We start from the raw sequence: 16,678 nt of genomic DNA on the forward strand, positions 1-16,678 counted from the left end.
CGTGGCGCGGCCGCCATCCGCGCTATTGTTCTGGCCCATGAGTTTGCCGACCTCGACGGGATTGCGGCCTCGATGAATCCCGATGCCTTCTGCACGTCCGATCAATGGAGCGGGATCGCAGCGGCATCGTCGACTTCCCAACTCGCCGGGGTGCTGGGCGGATTCCTGATCACGGCCATCGCCTTGGTGTTCGACCGCAGCAGCCGAGAAGGCGCGCACACCTTGGCGCTGTTCGCCTCGGCGGTGCTGATCCTGATGCTGGACAGCTACTTGTTCAGCCTGATCTCCGGGACTCATCCCTCCGACACCGGGGATCGCCAGAGCATCTGCGCAATCGCCTGGACCCAGGGAAACCTGGCGACCGGAATGCTCGCGGCCGGCACCACCGGGCTGTTCGGCGGGCTGGGCTGGATGCTTGCAAGCCACGCGGTGAACAAGACGCCCAAGGACGACCCGTCCGACATCGGTGCCTACTGCTTCCTGGGCGAGTTGGGTGGCTGGCTGACCTTCGGCGCCGCGATGACCACGACGCTGATCATGAGCGAGACCAGTATCGATTACCTGCATTCCATGCTCGGCCACCCGCCCGCGCTCTGGCTCACCGGATCGATCGCGACGTTCTGCGCCGCGGCCATCCTGCTCGATTTCGTCTTGGTGTACATCCGCACCAGGACCCTCAGCCGGTCGCTGAAGGCGGCGCAGCCAACGGAACTGGCGTTGCGGTCGATCAAGGTCGCGACCGTGGGCACCCTGTTCCTAGCGGTCGCGGCATCATGGCTTGCGGTCAGCGTGGCACGCCTGCCGGTCGGCTGGCTGACCGCCCCCAACCGCGCGTTCGTCCTACTGGTCTTCGTGCTGTCGCTGCTGGTGCCGACGGTTGTCTCGACGGCGATCTGCTATTCCGTCGCCAGCACCCACGAGGGTCTGACGCGACAGCGCAGGTTCATGTCGCGCCAGTGACGGCCGGCGCGCACCCCCGTGAGAAGGTGGGGCCATGTCGGTGATGATCGACCCCCGGCGCCATGACGCAGTGCTGTTCGACACGGCCCCCTCCGGCACGCTGGCCAACAAACTGCGCGAGGCCCGCGTCGGCACCGGCGTCTTCTCGCCGGGCGACGGGCTGCGCGCGGCCGCCGAGGAGCTAGACGTGCGGCCTGGCCGCTGCGCCGTCGTCGCGTCCGAGCGCGACGACCTCACGGCCGCCCGGGAGACCGGCTTCGCCCTGGTGATCGGACTCGGTGTCGCCGGCGGCGATTACGAGGTGACCGACCTCGAAGAGATCAGCGTGCGCACCGGCGACCGTCGCATGTCCGAGCTTCCCGACGCATTGCAGACCATCGGCGACTTCACCGTCGGGCGGCCCGCGGTGTTCTTCGATTTCGACGGGACGCTGTCAGACATCGTCAACGACCCGGATGCTGCCCGGCCCGTGCCGGGCGCGGTCGAGGCGCTGCGGCAATTGGCGGCGCAATGCCCGGTCGCCGTGCTCAGCGGACGCGATCTGGCCGATGTCTCCAACCGGGTGGGTCTGGCCGGTATCTGGTACGCCGGCAGTCACGGATTCGAGCTGACCGCACCCGACGGCGCGCACCACCAGAACGAAGAGGCGGCGAAAGCGATCCCGGTGCTGGAAGAGGCCGCGGCGAAATTGCGGGGGAAGCTCGCATCGATTCCCGGAGTTGCGGTGGAACACAAGAGGTTCGGCGTGGCCGTCCACTACCGCAACGCCCCCCGCGACCGGGTCGGCGAAGTCGCCGCGGCGGTGCGTGCCGCCGGACAACGTGATGCGCTGCGGGTGACCACCGGCCGCGAGGTGATCGAACTGCGCCCGGATCTGGACTGGGACAAGGGCAAGACCCTGCGGTGGGTGATCGACCATCTGCACGATTCGGGCTCGGGATCACTGTCGCCGATCTATCTCGGTGACGACATCACCGACGAGGACGCCTTCGACGCGGTACGCGACGACGGCGTGCCGATCTTGGTGCGGCACAACGACGATGGCGACCGGGCCACCGCGGCGCGCTACGCCCTGGACAGTCCCGCCCAGGCCGCCGAATTCACCGGCAACCTTGCCCGATTGATCGCTGACGCTGGCGTGAATTAATCTACCGCTCTTCGGAATCCGGACAACCTGTGCAAAAGGCGCAACGCGGCGACGCGAACCGAGTTATTCTGCGCGGCAGTCTATCGGGAGGACTGCCATGTCGTTCGTATCCGCGACCCCAGAATCGATCACCGCTGCTGCGACGAACCTGGCCAACATCCGACAAGCGGTCAACGCTGCAACGGCGGCGGCGCTGGCTCCGACCACACAGCTGCAAGCCGCTGCCGCCGACGAAATATCAACGGCCATCACGGCAATCTTCGGGACGCACGGTCAGGCCTATCAGTCGCTGAGTGCGCAGGCGTCGGCGTTTCACCAGCAGTTCGCGGCGGCCCTGGCAGATGCCGCGGGCGCCTACGCCTCGGCCGAGACGGCGAGCATCGACCAACTCATTCTGGGCGCGATCAATGCCCCCACCCAGACACTGTTGGGACGCCCGCTCATCGGTGACGGCGCCAACGGTACGGCGGCCAGCCCCAACGGTGGGGCCGGTGGGCTGTTGTACGGAAATGGGGGCAACGGATTTACCCAGCCGGCGAACTCCGGCTTGTCTGGCGGTCAGGGCGGGGCCGCGGGATTGATCGGCAATGGCGGTGCCGGTGGCAGCGGTGGCAGTGGAGCCAACGGCGCCGGTGGAAGCGGCGGAGCCGGCGGCGCGGGCGGCTGGTTGTACGGCAACGGCGGGACTGGTGGTTTCGGCGGCGCTGGCACGGGGAGCGCTGGCGCCAACGGCGGGGCTGGCGGCATGGGCGGCCACGCCGGCTTGTTCGGCACGGGCGGGTCGGGTGGATCGGGCGGAACCGGCGGAGCAAATACGGCTGGGGGAGGTGCGGCCGGTACTGGCGGAGCAGGGGGCGCTGGTGGAGGCGGAGGATATGTGGCCGGTCATGGTGGGGGCGGCGGAGCCGGCGGAACCGGCGGAACCTCCTCCGCCGGTGGCGGGGCCATGTCGGGCGCCGGTGGCACTGGCGGGGCCGGAGGCTCAGCCGGCGCACTGTACGGCAACGGCGGGGCCGGTGGGACCGGTGGAGGCGGCGGATTGTTCGGGGGGACGGGTAGCGCCGGTGGTGGCGGCGCGGGTGGATCCGGCGGCAGCGGTGCATGGCTATTCGGTGATGGTGGAAATGCCGGGGGCGGTGGCGTCGGTGGCATCAGCGCCGGCACCGGCCCGGGCGGGAGTGGCGGTAACGGCGGGGCGGCCGGGCAGGCGGGAGTGTTCGGCGCCGGTGGCACCGGTGGGTTAGGCGGCGCCGGCGGCGCGGTAACGCAGAGCGGCAGTTCCGGCGGCACGGGTGGCGCTGGTGGTGCCGGCGGAGTGGGCGGGTTGCTGTACGGCGACGGCGGAGCCGGCGGCGCCGGCGGTGCCGGCGGTAACAGCACCGTCGGTGGCACCACGAATGCGGCCCGCGGCGGGACCGGCGGCAACGGCGGTGGCGGTGGCAGTGCTCGGGGAATTGGCGACGGCGGCATCGGCGGCAGCGGCGGGGACGGCGGGATTACCACAGTCCCACCAAGCACCACGACCAACAACGGCAACGGGGGCAATGGCGGTAACGGTGGCGCCGGCGGCAGTGCCGGATGGTGGGGTGACGGCGGGAATGGCGGCCGTGGGGGGTTCGGTCAGGACGCCGGGATGAGAGGCGGCGCCAGTAGCGCTAACGGCAACGGAGTTGACGGGGGTGACGGCGGGAACGGCGGTGACGGCGGCAGCGGTGGTAGTGCCGGGTTGCTGGCCGGCAACGGCGGACACGGCGGCAATGCCGGCGACGGTGGCGACGCCGGCAACGGCGGCAACGGCCGCAACGGCACTGTGTCAGCGCAGCGCGGCACCGGTGGCGCCGGCGGCGACGGCGGCGACGGCGGCGACGGCGGTTCCGGCGGCCGCAGCGGCATGCTCTTCGGCAGTGGCGGCAATGCTGGTACGGCCGGCAACGGTGGCGACGGCGGCAATGGAGGCAATGCGGGCACCCTCAGCTCCACGGGCGGTTCGATCGGCAACGGCGGTAGTGGGGGACACGGCGGTGACGGCGGAAACGCAGGCGTCGCCGGAGCCGGCTCGAGCCTGTTCGGCCGCGCCGGTAACTCGGCCGGGGCAGGCGCGGGCGGTAACGGAGGCGACGGCGGCTTCGGCACCGTGGGGATGGCCGCAGCCGACAGCAGCCAAACCGGTCAGGCCGGCGGCAGCGGGGGCGCCGGGGGCAACGGCGGCCACGGCGGCACCGGAAATGGCGGCAGCAACGGTGCCGGCGGCGCCGGCGGCTCCGGCGGGGCCGGCGCAAAGGGAGGCAGCGGTTGGAATAGCGACGGCAGCGCGCCGGCCACAGCCGGCGGCGTCGGCGGCGACGGTGGGTCCGGTGGTGCGGGCGGGGCCGGTGGCTTCGGTGTCAACGGGGGCACGGGTGGCAAAGGCGGCAGCGGCTCCGTCGGGGGCGAGGGCGGAGCCGGCGGCACCGGGCTCGGAAGCTCCGACTTCGCCGGCAAGGGCGGCAATGGCGGCCGTGGTGGCGCCGGTGGCGCAGGAGGTGATTCCAGCGGCACCGGAACCAACGGCAGCGGCGGCAACGGCGCCAGCGGCGGTGCCGGCGGCGACGGTGGTACCGCCACGGACATCACCGCCGATATCTACGGGGGCGGTGGCGGCGGAGGCGGCGCCGGGGGCAAGGGCGGCGACGCCGGCACCGGCGGCGCTGTGGCAGGCTCCGGCGGTAGTGGCGCCGCCGGCGGTGCGGGCGGAGACGGCGGTAAAGCTACCAACCAGGGCAGCCCCTCTGCCGTCGCAGAGGGCGGCTTTGGTGGTGGCGGCGGCACGGGTTCCGCCGCGGTCGGTGGCGCGGGCGGGTCAGGCGGGGTCGCCGTTGCCGGAGCCGGCCGTCGCGTTGGCGTTTGCCCCACCGCCGCCGCCCCCGCCAAAGCCGGAGCTGCCGGTGCCGCCGCCTCCGCCATTGCCGCTGACGGGTTCGTTGTTGAGTGCTTTGCCGCCGGCAGCGGCTTCAACGGGGTCGGTGACGGCAGCGCCGGCCAAACCGCGCTCTGAGGGCACTCAACCTCGGCCCACGAATGGGGTCTTGCGAGACTGTGTCAGGCTGACGTCTCAGTTCAAGCACCGCGCTGAGACGAGGAGGGCGCGCGATCAGCAAGCTCGGCTTCTGGAGCATCGTCATGCTCGGGATCAACGCCGTCATCGGCGCAGGCATCTTTCTGACCCCCGGCGCGGTCATCAAGTTGGCGGGTCCGCTGGCACCGCTGGCCTACATCCTGGCGGGACTCTTCGCCGGCATCATGGCACTCGTCTTCGCCACCGCGGCCAGGTACGTCAAGACCAACGGCGCGTCCTACGCGTACACGACCGCCGCGTTCGGTCAGCGAATCGGCATCTATGTCGGGGTCACGCACGCCATCGTCGCGTCGATCGCCTGGGGCGTGTTGGCCTCGCTGTTTGTAACCACACTCCTCAATGTTGCTTTCCCCCAGCAAAATTGGGCTAGGGACACCGATCTGTTCAGCGCCAAGACGTTGACCTTCCTGATATTCATCGCGGTCTTGCTCACCATCAACCTGTTCGGCAACCGGGCGATCGAGTGGGCCAACGGAATCTCCACCGCGGGCAAGATATTCGCCCTTTCGGCTTTCATCGTGGGCGGGCTGGCGATCGTTGTCACCCGCGGCGTGAACAACTACTCGACCGCAGGATCACCGGGCGTCTACCGACCAGCGCCGTATGCCCTGTTCGGTTTCATCGAAGTCGGACAGAGCACGCTGAGCGGCCTCATCCTGGCCACCATGGCCGCGCTGTATGCCTTCACCGGGTTCGAATCGATAGCCAATGCCGCCGAAGAGATGGACGAGCCCCAGCGGAATCTGCCGCGAGCAATACCCATATCGATCCTGGCAGTCGGAACGGTCTATGTACTCGCCGTGACGGTGGCCATGCTCTTGGGTTCGGACAAGGTCGTCCAGTCCACCAGGACCGTCAAACTGGCGGCCGCGATCGGCAACGACGCGTTCCGCACGATCGTCATCCTCGGCGCCCTGGTATCGATGTTCGGCATCAACGTGGCGGCGTCCTTCGGCGCCCCACGACTGTGGACGGCATTGTCGGACAACAAGACTCTGCCGGCCCGCCTGTCCCGCAAGAACCGGTTCGGCGTGCCGATGTTCGCGTTCGCGGTCACCGCGACGCTTGCACTGGCGTTTCCTTTGGCGCTGCGATTCGACCTGGAAACCCTGACCGGCCTGGCCGTTATCGCCCGGTTCATCCAGTTCATCATCGTCCCGATCGCACTGATCGCGCTGGCTCGCGACACCGCCGGAGAGCACGCCGAGGTAAAGCGAAACCGCTTCACCGACATGGTGTTACCGGTCGCCGCCGTGGTGATATCGGCGGCCTTGGCGGTGTCCTTTGATTACCGCACGCTCGTGCTGACGCCCGAGGGCGGCGCCAACTACTTCTCGATCGTGCTGATCGCGCTCACGTTCGTGGTGGTACCGGCCGCCGCCTATGTGCACTACTACCGAACCGTTGAACAGTAGGGCGCGCTAAGCGACGTACTCCACCTCGCCGTCGTCCAGGACCAGCCGCGGGCCGAGCCCCTCCGCCCCGGACGCTTCGGTGCGGAACAGCGCCTTGCCCGGTCCGGTCTTCCAGATCAGCGTCGACAACGTCTCGCCGGGAAACACCGGCTTGGTGAAGCGGGCGGCGATCGAGGTGATGTTGTCGGCCACCCCATTGCCCAGCTCGGCGACGAGCGCCCGGCCGGAAACCCCATATGTGCACAGGCCGTGCAGGATCGGCCGGGGGAAGCCGGCCAGGTTGGTGGCGAACCACGGGTCGCTGTGTAGCGGGTTGCGGTCGCCGGACAGCCGGTAAATCAGCGCCTGGTCCTCGCGGGTCGGCAGGTCGATCCGGGCGTCGGGCTCCCGGTCGGGGAACTCCGGTGCCACCGGCCGTTCGCCCTTCTCTCCCCCGAAGCCGCCTTCGCCGCGGATCACCAGGGTGGTGAGGGTCTCGGCGATCAGCTTGCCGGAATCGGGATCCTTGCCCTCGCCGCGCAGCATCAGGATGGCGTTCTTTCCCTCACCCTTGTCCTGAATGTCGGCGACCTCGGTGACCACGGACAATTTTCCGGCCGGCGGCAACGGCGCATGCAACCGGACCGTCTGCGACCCGTGTAAAAGCATGGCCCAGTTGAACGTTCCCACCTTGCCGGCCGCCGCGAACGCCGGGCAGCAGATCACCGCATAGGTGGGCAACACCTGCTGTGGGATCTCGTGACTGTTCTCGGTGGTGAACGCCAAGTCGTCCAATCCGGCGCCGACACCGAGTGCGTAAAGCAATGTGTCCCGGTCGGTCCACTCGAACAACTGCGGCTCGGTTACCGCACCGACGGCACTCGGGTCAATCGCCATGCGAGTCTCCTCTCGATTGAAAATTCACGCCTTTTCGGCACCTAACCATCGCAAACCCTTCCCACCGACGGTGTCGGCAGGGCAGGCTATCGCCATGGTGAAGCGCACATTGATCTGTACGGTCTCCAAAGTCCTAGTCGTGGTGGCCGCGGCCACGCTTGTCGGCGCCTGCGGTGGCGGCAGCCCGGAGGCACGCAGCATCACCCTGACCTTCATTCGGAACGCGCAATCGCAGGCGAACGCCGACGGGATCATCGACACCGGGATACCGGGTCCCAGCCTCACCGAGGACGGCAAGGCCCAGGCGCAGCAACTCACCCACCAGCACAACGACTTCGACGCCATCTACTCCTCGCCGGCGGCCGCCGATCAGCAGACAGCCGGACCGCTGGCCAGCCAGCTCGGTAAGCAGGTCGAGATCCTGCAGGGCGTGCAGTCCATCAATGCCGGCTGGTACAACGGCAAGCCCGAATCGATGGCCAACTCCACCTACCTGCTGGCACCCACCCGCTGGGTGGACGGCGATGTCAACACGAGCATCCCGGGTTCGCTTAGCGGCGAGGACTTCAACTCGCAATTCACCGCCGCGATCCGCAAGGTCTACGAGAGCAAGCACAGCAAGCCGGTGGTGTTCTCTCAGGGCACCGCGATCATGGTGTGGACCCTGATGAACGCCAAGAACCCGAAGCTGAGCCTGCTCAACAACCATCCGCTGCCCAACTTGGGCCGGGTTGTCATCACCGGCAACCCGACCACCGGCTGGACGTTGGTGGACTGGGACGGCGTCCGCAGCTTCAGCTAGCACGCTGTACGCAGGCGAAGGTTGACGCGGGCGGCGCCTGCCGCCACGATGGGCTGCATGCGGTATGTCGTTACCGGCGGTACCGGGTTTATCGGGCGCCGGGTCGTGTCCCGCCTGCTGGACTCCGAACCCGATGCGCAGGTGTGGGTGCTGGTCCGCAGGCAGTCATTGGGCCGCTTCGAGCGCCTCGCGCAGCAATGGGATGAGCGGGTAAAACCCCTGGTCGGGGAGCTGCCCGAGCTGCAGCTGACCGACCGGGTGATCGACGAGCTGGGTTCGGTGGACCACTTGGTGCACTGCGCGGCGATATATGACATCACGGTCGGTGAGGCCGTGCAGCAGGCCGCCAACGTCGACGGCACCCGCGCCGTGGTCGCGCTGGCGCAGCGCCTGGACGCGACGTTGCATCACGTCTCGTCGATCGCGGTGGCAGGCGACTTCCGCGGCGAGTACACCGAGGACGATTTCGACGTCGGCCAGCAGCTACCGTCGCCGTATCACCGCACCAAGTTCGAGGCCGAGGCGCTGGTGCGGGACGCGCCCGGGCTGCGGTACCGCATCTACCGCCCGGCGGTCGTGGTCGGTGATTCGCGCACCGGCGAGATGGACAAGGTCGACGGCCCCTATTACTTCTTCGGCGTGTTGACGAAACTCGCTGCGCTGCCGTCGTTTACCCCGATGCTGCTGCCCGATACCGGACGGACCAACATCGTTCCGGTCGATTACGTTGCCGACGCGCTGGTCGCGCTCATGCACGCAGCTGGCCGGGACGGGCAGACCTTCCACCTGACCGCACCGAAAACCGTTGGGCTGCGCGGCATCTACCGTGGTATTGCCGGGGCGGCCGGGCTGCCCGCGTTGCGCGGCTCATTGCCCCGGTCAGTCGGCACCTCGGTGCTGAAGGTGAGCGGGCGGGCCAAGGTGTTGCGCAACATGGCGGCGACCCAGCTCGGCATCCCGGCCGAGGTTCTCGACGTCGTCGACCTGGCACCCACTTTCGTCTCGGACAAGACCCAAGACGCATTGCGGGACAAGGGAATCGAGGTCCCCCACTTCCGGGCATACGCTCCCAAGCTGTGGCGCTACTGGGCCGAGCATCTCGACCCCGACCGTGCCCGCCGGGACGATCCGAAGGGGCCGTTGGTGGGCCGGCACGTGATCATCACCGGCGCGTCCAGCGGCATCGGCCGGGCTTCGGCCATCGCGGTCGCCGAGCGCGGCGCGACGGTTTTCGCCTTGGCGCGCAACGGTGAGGCCCTCGAGCAGCTGGTCGCCGACATCCGCGCCAACGGTGGTCAGGCCCACGCCTTCGCCTGTGACGTCACCGATTCCGCGTCGGTGGACGCGACCGTCAAGGACATCCTGGGCCGCTTCGACCACGTCGACTACCTGGTCAACAACGCCGGCAGGTCCATCCGTCGATCGGTGGTGAACTCCACGGACCGGTTGCACGATTACGAGCGGGTGATGGCGGTCAACTACTTCGGTGCGGTGCGGATGGTGTTGGCGTTGCTGCCGCACTGGCGGGACCGGCGGTTCGGCCACGTCGTCAACGTGTCCAGCGCCGGTGTGCTGGCGCGCAATCCCAAATACAGCTCGTATCTGCCGACCAAGGCGGCGCTGGACGCGTTCTCCGACGTGGTCTCGTCCGAGACCCTGTCCGACCACATCACCTTCACCAACATCCATATGCCACTGGTGGCAACGCCGATGATCGCGCCGTCCAAGCGCCTCAATCCGGTGCCGGCCATCAGCGCCGAGCGCGCGGCCGCGATGGTGGTGCGCGGGCTGGTCGAGAAGCCGGCGCGCATCGACACCCCGCTCGGAACACTCGCCGAAGCAGGCAACCACTTTGCGCCTGGGCTTTCGCGCCGAATTCTGCATCAGGTCTACCTCGGCTATCCCGACTCACCCGCCGCGCGCGGCATCACCGAACCCGTGGCGCCGGTACCGGTTCGCCGACGGCCCAAGCGGCCGTCCCGCAGCGTCGCCCGGGTGGTGGGGGTGCCCCGGCCCGTCCGGCGGCTGGTCCGGCTGGTGCCCGGCGTGCATTGGTGAATATTCGGCACGCCTAGACGTTTAACCCTGCGCGACGGCGGTATTCCCGCGCCGTGGTGCGAATTGCCAGCGACGAGGTCACCCACGGTGACCCGGTGGCCGCCGCGACCCACGACCTGACCACGGCGGGCGTGGCCGTGCTGCCCGCTTTCGCGCTCAGCCGCAGCCTGGGCATACACCTTGAAGAGTGGATCCGGTTCGGGCGGCACTGGGATCACCTGCTGCCCGACCGGTACGCCGCCGAGTTGGGCGTCCGGCGGCTGCGGCGTTACGGCCGGTACCTGATCGGCGACACAACCCGACCGGTGCCCGCCGAAGACTTCGTCCAGCCCGAGGACAGCAACCCGCTCTATATCGGCAAGAGCCGCGAGTTCGAACCGCTGACCCCGGCTTTCGCCGAAGACCCGGTGCTGCACGGCCTGCTGGCACTGCTGCGCCGGCTGGCGTCGGCGCTCGACGAGGTCACCGAGTGGAACGTGAAGGTGCACCCTTTCCGCAGCCAGTCCTCGGGAAACGGGAACGGCAGGCCGACCCCGGAGGGGATGCATCGCGATGGCGTGACAATGGTCAGTTCGCTGTTGATCAGGCGGCGCAACGCGCTGGGTGGGCAGAGCGTGGTGTGCGACCCCGACGGCCGGCGACTACTCGCGACCACGTTGGTCGAGCCGGGCACGCTGCTGGTCGGCGACGACCGCCGCATCGTGCACGGCGTGTCGCCGATCCGGCCGATCGACGACTCCGGGCCGGCTCAGCGTGACGTCCTGGTGATCACCTTCGCATCCCGCTGACGGTCACTTCTCGCAGGTGAACTGGTTGACGTCGATGTAGCCGATGCGGAACATCTCGGCGCAACCGGTGAGGTACTTGATGTAGCGCTCGTACACTTCCTCGGACTGCAGCGCGATGGCTTGGTCTTTGTGTGCTTCGAGCGCCGCCGACCAGATGTCCAGTGTCTTGGCGTAGTGCGGTTGCAGCGATTGCACGCGCGTGACGCGGAAGCCGTTGGCGGTCGCGCGCTCTTGCACCATCGGTATCGACGGCAGCCGGCCGCCCGGAAAGATCTCGGTGACAATGAACTTGACGAACCGGGCGAATGTGAAGGACAGCGGCATGCCGCGTTCCTTCATCTCCAGTGGGTGCAACCCGGTGATGGTGTGCAGCAACATGATTCCGTCGTCGGGCAACAAGCGGTGCGCGAGCGTGAAGAACGCGTCGTAGCGCTCGTGTCCGAAGTGTTCGAACGCGCCGATGCTGACAATGCGGTCGACGGGTTCGTCGAACTGCTCCCAGCCCTCCAACAGCACCCGCCGGGTGCGCTGGGTGTCCATCGCGTCGAAGGTCTGCTGCACGTGGTTGGCCTGGTTCTTGGACAGGGTCAGCCCGACGACGTTGACGTCGTACTTCTCGATGGCGCGGCGCATGGTCGCACCCCAGCCGCAGCCCACGTCCAACAGCGTCATACCCGGCTGCAGACCCAGCTTGCCCAGCGCCAGGTCGATCTTGGCGATCTGCGCCTCTTCCAGCGTCATGTCCTCACGCTCGAAATACGCGCAGCTGTAGGTCTGGGTGGGATCCAGGAACAGCCGGAAGAAGTCGTCGGACAGGTCGTAGTGCGCCTGCACGTCGTCGAAGTGCGGCTTCAGGTCGTCCGGCATCTCGCCAGCGTAGTGTGGCGCCGGTGAGCGCGGTGTTCGCGGATGTCGATACCGGCATTGACGACGCGATCGCGCTGATCTACTTGCTGGCCAGCGGTGTCGATCTGGTCGGCGTCGCCTCGACCGGCGGCAACATTGCCGTCGACCAGGTCTGCGAAAACAACCTGGCCCTGCTCGAATTGTGCGGTGCGACGGGGGTGCCTGTGTCCCGGGGCGCCGGTCAGCCGCTGGCCGGACCAGGGCCACGTCGCGGAGACTTCCACGGCCCCAACGGTTTAGGTTATGCCGAGTTGCCGCCCGCCCAGCGACCGGTGACCGGACACGACGCCGCCGCGGCGTGGGTGCGCGCCGCTCACCGCTATCCCGGCGCGCTGATCGGGCTGGCGACGGGTCCCTTGACCAACCTGGCGCTCGCGGTGCGCGCCGAACCCGAGCTGCCGCAGTTGGTGGGTCGGCTGGTGATCATGGGCGGGATGTTCGGCGACGAGTATGGCACCGATCGGCAAGCCGAGTGGAACGTGAAGGTGGATCCGGAGGCGGCAGCGGAGGTGTTCGCCGCCTGGGCGGGGCCGGATCGCCTTCCCGTGGTGTGCGGCCTGGATCTGACCCGGACCGTCGCGATGAGACCGGATCACCTCGCCAGGCTTCCGGGCGCGGATCCGGTCAGCCGGTTTATCCGGGACGCGATGCGCTTCTACTTCGAAGTCCACCGCGACCGCGGCCTGGGCTACCTGGCCCATCTGCACGATCCGCTGGCCGCGGCCGTAGCACTGGACCCGCAACTCGTGCTGACCCGCGCCGCCCGCGTGAGCGTCGACCTGCGCGGTGAGCGCGGCCTCACCGCGGCCGCCTGGGATTCACCGGAACCCAACGCGCACATCGGAGTTCGAGTGGATGCGGGAGCGGTGCTGGATCGGCTGATCACGCAGGTCGCCGAGTTCGCGCAGTCGGTGCGCTGAGCGCGCGCCCCCCGCCCTCACCCCGGATCTCAAATTCTGGCCCTATCTCACCCTGGCACCCGTAGGGGGAAACCGCGCCGGATACCCGGCTTTCGGAGGAATCGGGGCCGCATTTCCAGGTGGCCATGCACAGGATGGCACGCTGGTCCCAAAAAATGTTGCCGTTCGTCTTGCAAATTGGCACCGCAGTACCTATTTTAGAAGCACAGTGAGACTCAGATCACGCACCGAGGCTGGTCTGGCACAGGGGAGGCGGTCGCAACCGCGGCCGGGAGAAAGGGAACAGCAGGTGTCAGGAACCAGGCCGACCGTGCGGCGGCTCAACCTTTCCGTGGTCAACAACTCGCCGACGGCGCAGGATTCCGGCGAGCGTGCATGGGTCTCGAAAGCACTGTGCCGGAGCGCCGATCCCGACCAGCTCTTCGTGCGGGGCGCTGCCCAGCGCCAGGCCGCGACGTTGTGCCGGCACTGCCCGGTGTTGCAGGAATGCGGCGCGGACGCGCTGGACAACAAGGTTGAGTTCGGCGTGTGGGGCGGCATGACCGAGCGGCAGCGCAGGGCCCTGCTCAAGGAGCACCCCGAGGTCGTGTCCTGGGCTGACTTCCTCAACAAGCGCAAGGCCCGCTCCGCCGTCTAGGCTCCGAGCGCCGGCTTCTTCATTACGCGATTGTTACAGCGAAGCCGGTTTACGGCACACCTCAACGAATGCCCCTGCGGCATAAGCACATCCGCAATGTGTGTTATTCGGCCTTACTCGTATATTCCCTCCAAATACCACCTCCTCTGTCGATAGCACAGCAGTAGCGCCCGCTCGCTTTGCAACAGCACCTGGGCACGAGCGATCCGGCTGACCCCTGAAATGGCCTCCGGCCGGTCATCCCACCAGCGCTCATCGACCGGCCAGGGCCCCGCCCACCAGCGCAACTGGTCATCCCGACCGCGGACGGCCAACCGGGCAGGGTCGGCGGAGAACAGCCCCCGGCTGGTGACGCGGACCGGGTTGCCTTGAGCGTCAAACAATTCCACCGGGTCATCCACCAGTACCGACGGCGACGGCTCGGGTAACTGGCCGGGCCACGGCTGACTCGGGTCGGCCCGGGGCACCGGCTCGTCACCCAACGGGGTGAACGTAATGCGTTCGGCCGGCCCACGTCCGCCGGACAGCACCGGCACCTGCACCGCCTCCGGCCCCAGTAAGCCCTGCACCCGCACCAGCGCCCGTCGGGCCCGAAGCCGGTCCTCCTCCCCCAGCCCGCCCCAGAGCGGGAGCTGCAGCGCCTCGGCCGAGACAACCTCGACGGCCTGCAGCCGCAACGACGTCAGCGGTGCATCCAGAGGCTGACCCCGCGCGAGGCGATGACTCAACCATCCGTCCAGTTGCCAGCGCACCCGGTCGGCGGTGGCGTCCTCGGTCAGCGGTTCGGCACACCGCCACACCCTGCTCAACTCGTCGCCGTTGGCGGTGACGGCGTGAATGGCCAACCGGGTGCATCCCACCCCGGCGGCCAACAACCCCTGATGCAGGCTGGCAGCCAGCGAACGGCCGGCGAACGCCGCCGCGTCGACCCGGTCGATCGGCGGATCGCAGTCCAGCACGGCGCCGAGCTCCTGCGGTGGCTCCCGTCCGGACGGCCCTCGCTCCGGTTCACCGCGGGCGAACCGATGCGCGGTCACCGCATCGGCCCCGAACCGGGAGGCCACGTCGGAGCGGGACAGCGCGGCGAACTGCCCCAAGGTGCGAATCCCCATCCGCCACAACAGGTCTGCCAACTCATTGCGCCCCGGCCCGGCCAGGCTCGGCTCGGTGGCGAGCTGGCGGATCGACAGCAACGACAGAAACCGCGCGTCGCCGCCCGGCTCCACGATGCGGCCCGCCCGCGCGGCGAAGACAGCGGTGGAGAGCCCGTCGGCGACGCCGACCTGACATTCCGCGCCGGCCGCGGCCACCGCGTCGATCAAGCGTTCGGCCGTCTGCTGTTCGGACCCGAAGAACCGGGCCGCCCCGCGCACCGGCAGCACCAGGAGGCCGGGCCGGAGCACCTCGGCCCGGGGCACCAGATCTTCCACGGCGGCGACCACTCCCTCGAAGAAGCGGGCGTCACGGTCGGCGTCGGCGGCCGCGATGTGCAGTTGCGGACACCGGGCCGCCGCCTCCCGGCGCCGCAACCCGCGCCGCACCCCGGCCGCCCGAGCCGTCGCCGAACAGGCGATCACCCGGTTCGCCAAGGTGACCGCAACCGGCGCCGTCGCAGCCTGGCCGGCGGCCGCGGCCGCCGCGACCGCGGGCCAATCCATGCACCAGATCGCCAAGACGCGCGATCCAGGGGAACCAGCCATCGGAATTACCCGGTACGACCGCGGCCGATTGCCCGGCCGCAACTGTTGATCTGCAATCGCACCGCGCTGATCCGCCCGAAGCCCGGACGGCTCCCGGCACTGAATTCATAGCCGCAGACCCGGGCTTCCAGCCGCGTCGCCGCGCCTTCCCAATCGCCGTCGGTGACCAGCACCGTGCACCCCTTCTGCCGGGCACGGGCCACCACTGCGCGCGCCCGGGTCCGCGTGACCCGGCGCCCACCCAAACCGAGCACCACCAGATCCATGCCGTCGACGAGCACCGCGGCCACTTCCACCGGATCGTTTCCGGGGTCCGGAATCACCGCGAGCCGATCGAGGTCCGCCCCCATTTCCACCGCCGCCAACAACCCGATGTCCGGCTGGCCCACGATCGCGACGTTGCCTCCGTCCGCCGTCACGGTGGCCACCATGCGCAGCAACAAAGACCGCGCTCCAGACAACACCGCCACCGTGCCCCGGGGCAGCCGCGCCGGCCCCGTAGACGACACCGGCTCCACCGAAGCGGAATCCTTGCCGGAGATTGCCGCGATCTTCCGGCGCAGCGATTCAAGCTGGTCAGCGCGATTTTCAGAGGCGAAAGCCACAGTCACGACCGCCTCCTGCTTGCCGATGTTCGAAAGTATGTTCGATCTGATTCGAAGTAAACACCTGCCCTCCGACAAGCGTCAAGCAACGTGAGAGGCTGCTTTATGCGCTCGATGCTGGTGTGGCCATTGGTATGTATTGGGGTGAACCTCGGGGTCACTTCAGCCCCACCGGCCACCTCCGACACAGGAGATTGCCGGCCGGCCGCCCTGTTCATTTCGGCTGACGACTCGCCGCTCTTCGACCTACAGGCGAGCACGACGATCACGCTCAACGGAGCCTCTGTCACCGGGACCACCCCGCTGGACGGGGTGTACTGGTCGGGCGAATCGGCGGACGTGGAAAGGGCCCGCCGATTCCAGCTCTGCGTAGTCGACGAACCCATGTTGCACACCGTCGCCGAGGCGCTACGCCGTCAGTTCAACCAGCAAGCGGTACTGACCTTCGACTACCTGCCCGAGGACCCCGCCGACGCCGACGCAATCACCATCGCCGTGCCCGACGTCGACTTCGCCCGCTTGGTGGCCGCGTTTGTGGCTGATCCCGCCGCGCACCGTCGACTGCAGGGCGGATCGGTCACCACCGCCGACCACACCCTGATCCTTGTCGCCGCCAAAGACGATCTCGATACCGCCCGTCGCCTCGTCTATGCATCCGGCGGTGACTGGGCCACGGCCACCCTCGCCTACGGCGACCGCGAACTGGTGAGCTGAGCAGGTACAAGGGGAACTTGTACCCCTGCAAGAAC

Annotated in this window: 14 protein-coding genes; 10 read left to right on the forward strand and 4 right to left on the reverse strand. The window is 68.4% G+C overall.

Translation table 11 applies throughout. The features are described 5' to 3' along the window. The first annotated feature begins 72 nt into the window (after positions 1-72). The 4 genes from A5645_RS18845 to A5645_RS18860 all read left to right on the forward strand — a co-directional run bounded on the left by A5645_RS18845 (position 73) and on the right by A5645_RS18860 (position 6,637). A complete protein-coding gene (locus A5645_RS18845) occupies positions 73-960 on the forward strand; it encodes a hypothetical protein (RefSeq protein WP_065036055.1) in 888 nt (295 codons plus the stop codon). A gap of 34 nt (positions 961-994) precedes the next feature. Next, positions 995-2,107 (forward strand): trehalose-phosphatase, encoded by a 1,113-nt coding sequence (gene otsB / locus A5645_RS18850; RefSeq protein ID WP_065130655.1) that lies wholly within the window; start codon positions 995-997, stop codon positions 2,105-2,107. Positions 2,108-2,204: 97 nt separating this feature from the next. Next, positions 2,205-5,141 carry a PE family protein gene (locus A5645_RS29140; RefSeq protein WP_065130656.1) on the forward strand — a complete coding sequence of 979 codons (2,937 nt, stop codon included), beginning with the start codon at positions 2,205-2,207 and terminating at the stop codon, positions 5,139-5,141. A 74-nt stretch (positions 5,142-5,215) separates the two neighbouring features. Next, entirely contained in the window at positions 5,216-6,637 is a 1,422-nt protein-coding gene (locus A5645_RS18860) for an APC family permease (RefSeq protein ID WP_331225599.1), read from the forward strand. A 6-nt stretch (positions 6,638-6,643) separates the two neighbouring features. Here the strand turns inward: A5645_RS18860 and A5645_RS18865 are convergent, their stop codons facing one another. After that, positions 6,644-7,513 carry a MaoC/PaaZ C-terminal domain-containing protein gene (locus tag A5645_RS18865; RefSeq protein ID WP_065130657.1) on the reverse strand — a complete coding sequence of 290 codons (870 nt, stop codon included), beginning with the start codon at positions 7,511-7,513 and terminating at the stop codon, positions 6,644-6,646. Positions 7,514-7,607: 94 nt separating this feature from the next. Here A5645_RS18865 and A5645_RS18870 point away from each other — a divergent pair, with 94 nt between their 5' ends. Genes A5645_RS18870 through A5645_RS18880 form a run of 3 tightly spaced genes read left to right on the forward strand, consistent with a single transcriptional unit; the run spans position 7,608 to position 11,161 of the window. Next, on the forward strand, positions 7,608-8,315 hold the full coding sequence (locus A5645_RS18870; protein WP_065035744.1) for a histidine phosphatase family protein: 708 nt from the start codon (positions 7,608-7,610) through the stop codon (positions 8,313-8,315). Positions 8,316-8,372: 57 nt separating this feature from the next. Further along, positions 8,373-10,373: an SDR family oxidoreductase gene (locus A5645_RS18875; RefSeq protein ID WP_065130658.1), complete on the forward strand. Its 2,001-nt coding sequence runs from the start codon at positions 8,373-8,375 to the stop codon at positions 10,371-10,373. Positions 10,374-10,429: 56 nt separating this feature from the next. After that, on the forward strand, positions 10,430-11,161 hold the full coding sequence (locus A5645_RS18880) for a 2OG-Fe dioxygenase family protein (protein WP_065130897.1): 732 nt from the start codon (positions 10,430-10,432) through the stop codon (positions 11,159-11,161). A gap of 3 nt (positions 11,162-11,164) precedes the next feature. On the opposite strand, the gene cmaA1 is transcribed toward A5645_RS18880, so the two are convergent. Continuing rightward, positions 11,165-12,028, reverse strand: a complete 864-nt coding sequence (gene cmaA1 / locus A5645_RS18885; protein WP_065130659.1) for a cyclopropane mycolic acid synthase CmaA1 — start codon at positions 12,026-12,028, stop codon at positions 11,165-11,167. A gap of 14 nt (positions 12,029-12,042) precedes the next feature. Here cmaA1 and A5645_RS18890 point away from each other — a divergent pair, with 14 nt between their 5' ends. Together A5645_RS18890 and A5645_RS18895 are read left to right on the forward strand one after the other, a co-directional pair. Next, entirely contained in the window at positions 12,043-12,987 is a 945-nt protein-coding gene (locus A5645_RS18890) for a nucleoside hydrolase (protein WP_155768080.1), read from the forward strand. A 289-nt stretch (positions 12,988-13,276) separates the two neighbouring features. After that, positions 13,277-13,624: a WhiB family transcriptional regulator gene (locus A5645_RS18895; RefSeq protein WP_065036116.1), complete on the forward strand. Its 348-nt coding sequence runs from the start codon at positions 13,277-13,279 to the stop codon at positions 13,622-13,624. Between the two features lie 113 nt (positions 13,625-13,737). Here the strand turns inward: A5645_RS18895 and A5645_RS18900 are convergent, their stop codons facing one another. Continuing rightward, on the reverse strand, positions 13,738-15,324 hold the full coding sequence (locus A5645_RS18900) for a DNA polymerase Y family protein (protein WP_172830566.1): 1,587 nt from the start codon (positions 15,322-15,324) through the stop codon (positions 13,738-13,740). 5 nt (positions 15,325-15,329) lie between these two features. Continuing rightward, positions 15,330-15,935, reverse strand: coding sequence for a DnaE2-dependent mutagenesis accessory factor ImuA' (imuA', locus tag A5645_RS18905; RefSeq protein WP_065130661.1), 606 nt, complete (start codon positions 15,933-15,935; stop codon positions 15,330-15,332). Between the two features lie 138 nt (positions 15,936-16,073). On the opposite strand from imuA', the gene A5645_RS18910 reads away from it, so the two are divergent. Beyond that, on the forward strand, positions 16,074-16,643 hold the full coding sequence (locus tag A5645_RS18910; protein ID WP_155768081.1) for a hypothetical protein: 570 nt from the start codon (positions 16,074-16,076) through the stop codon (positions 16,641-16,643). Positions 16,644-16,678: the final 35 nt, after the last annotated feature.

This window comes from Mycobacterium asiaticum (genome assembly GCF_001673635.1).
In the GTDB taxonomy this organism is placed as follows: Bacteria; Actinomycetota; Actinomycetes; order Mycobacteriales; family Mycobacteriaceae; genus Mycobacterium; species Mycobacterium asiaticum_C.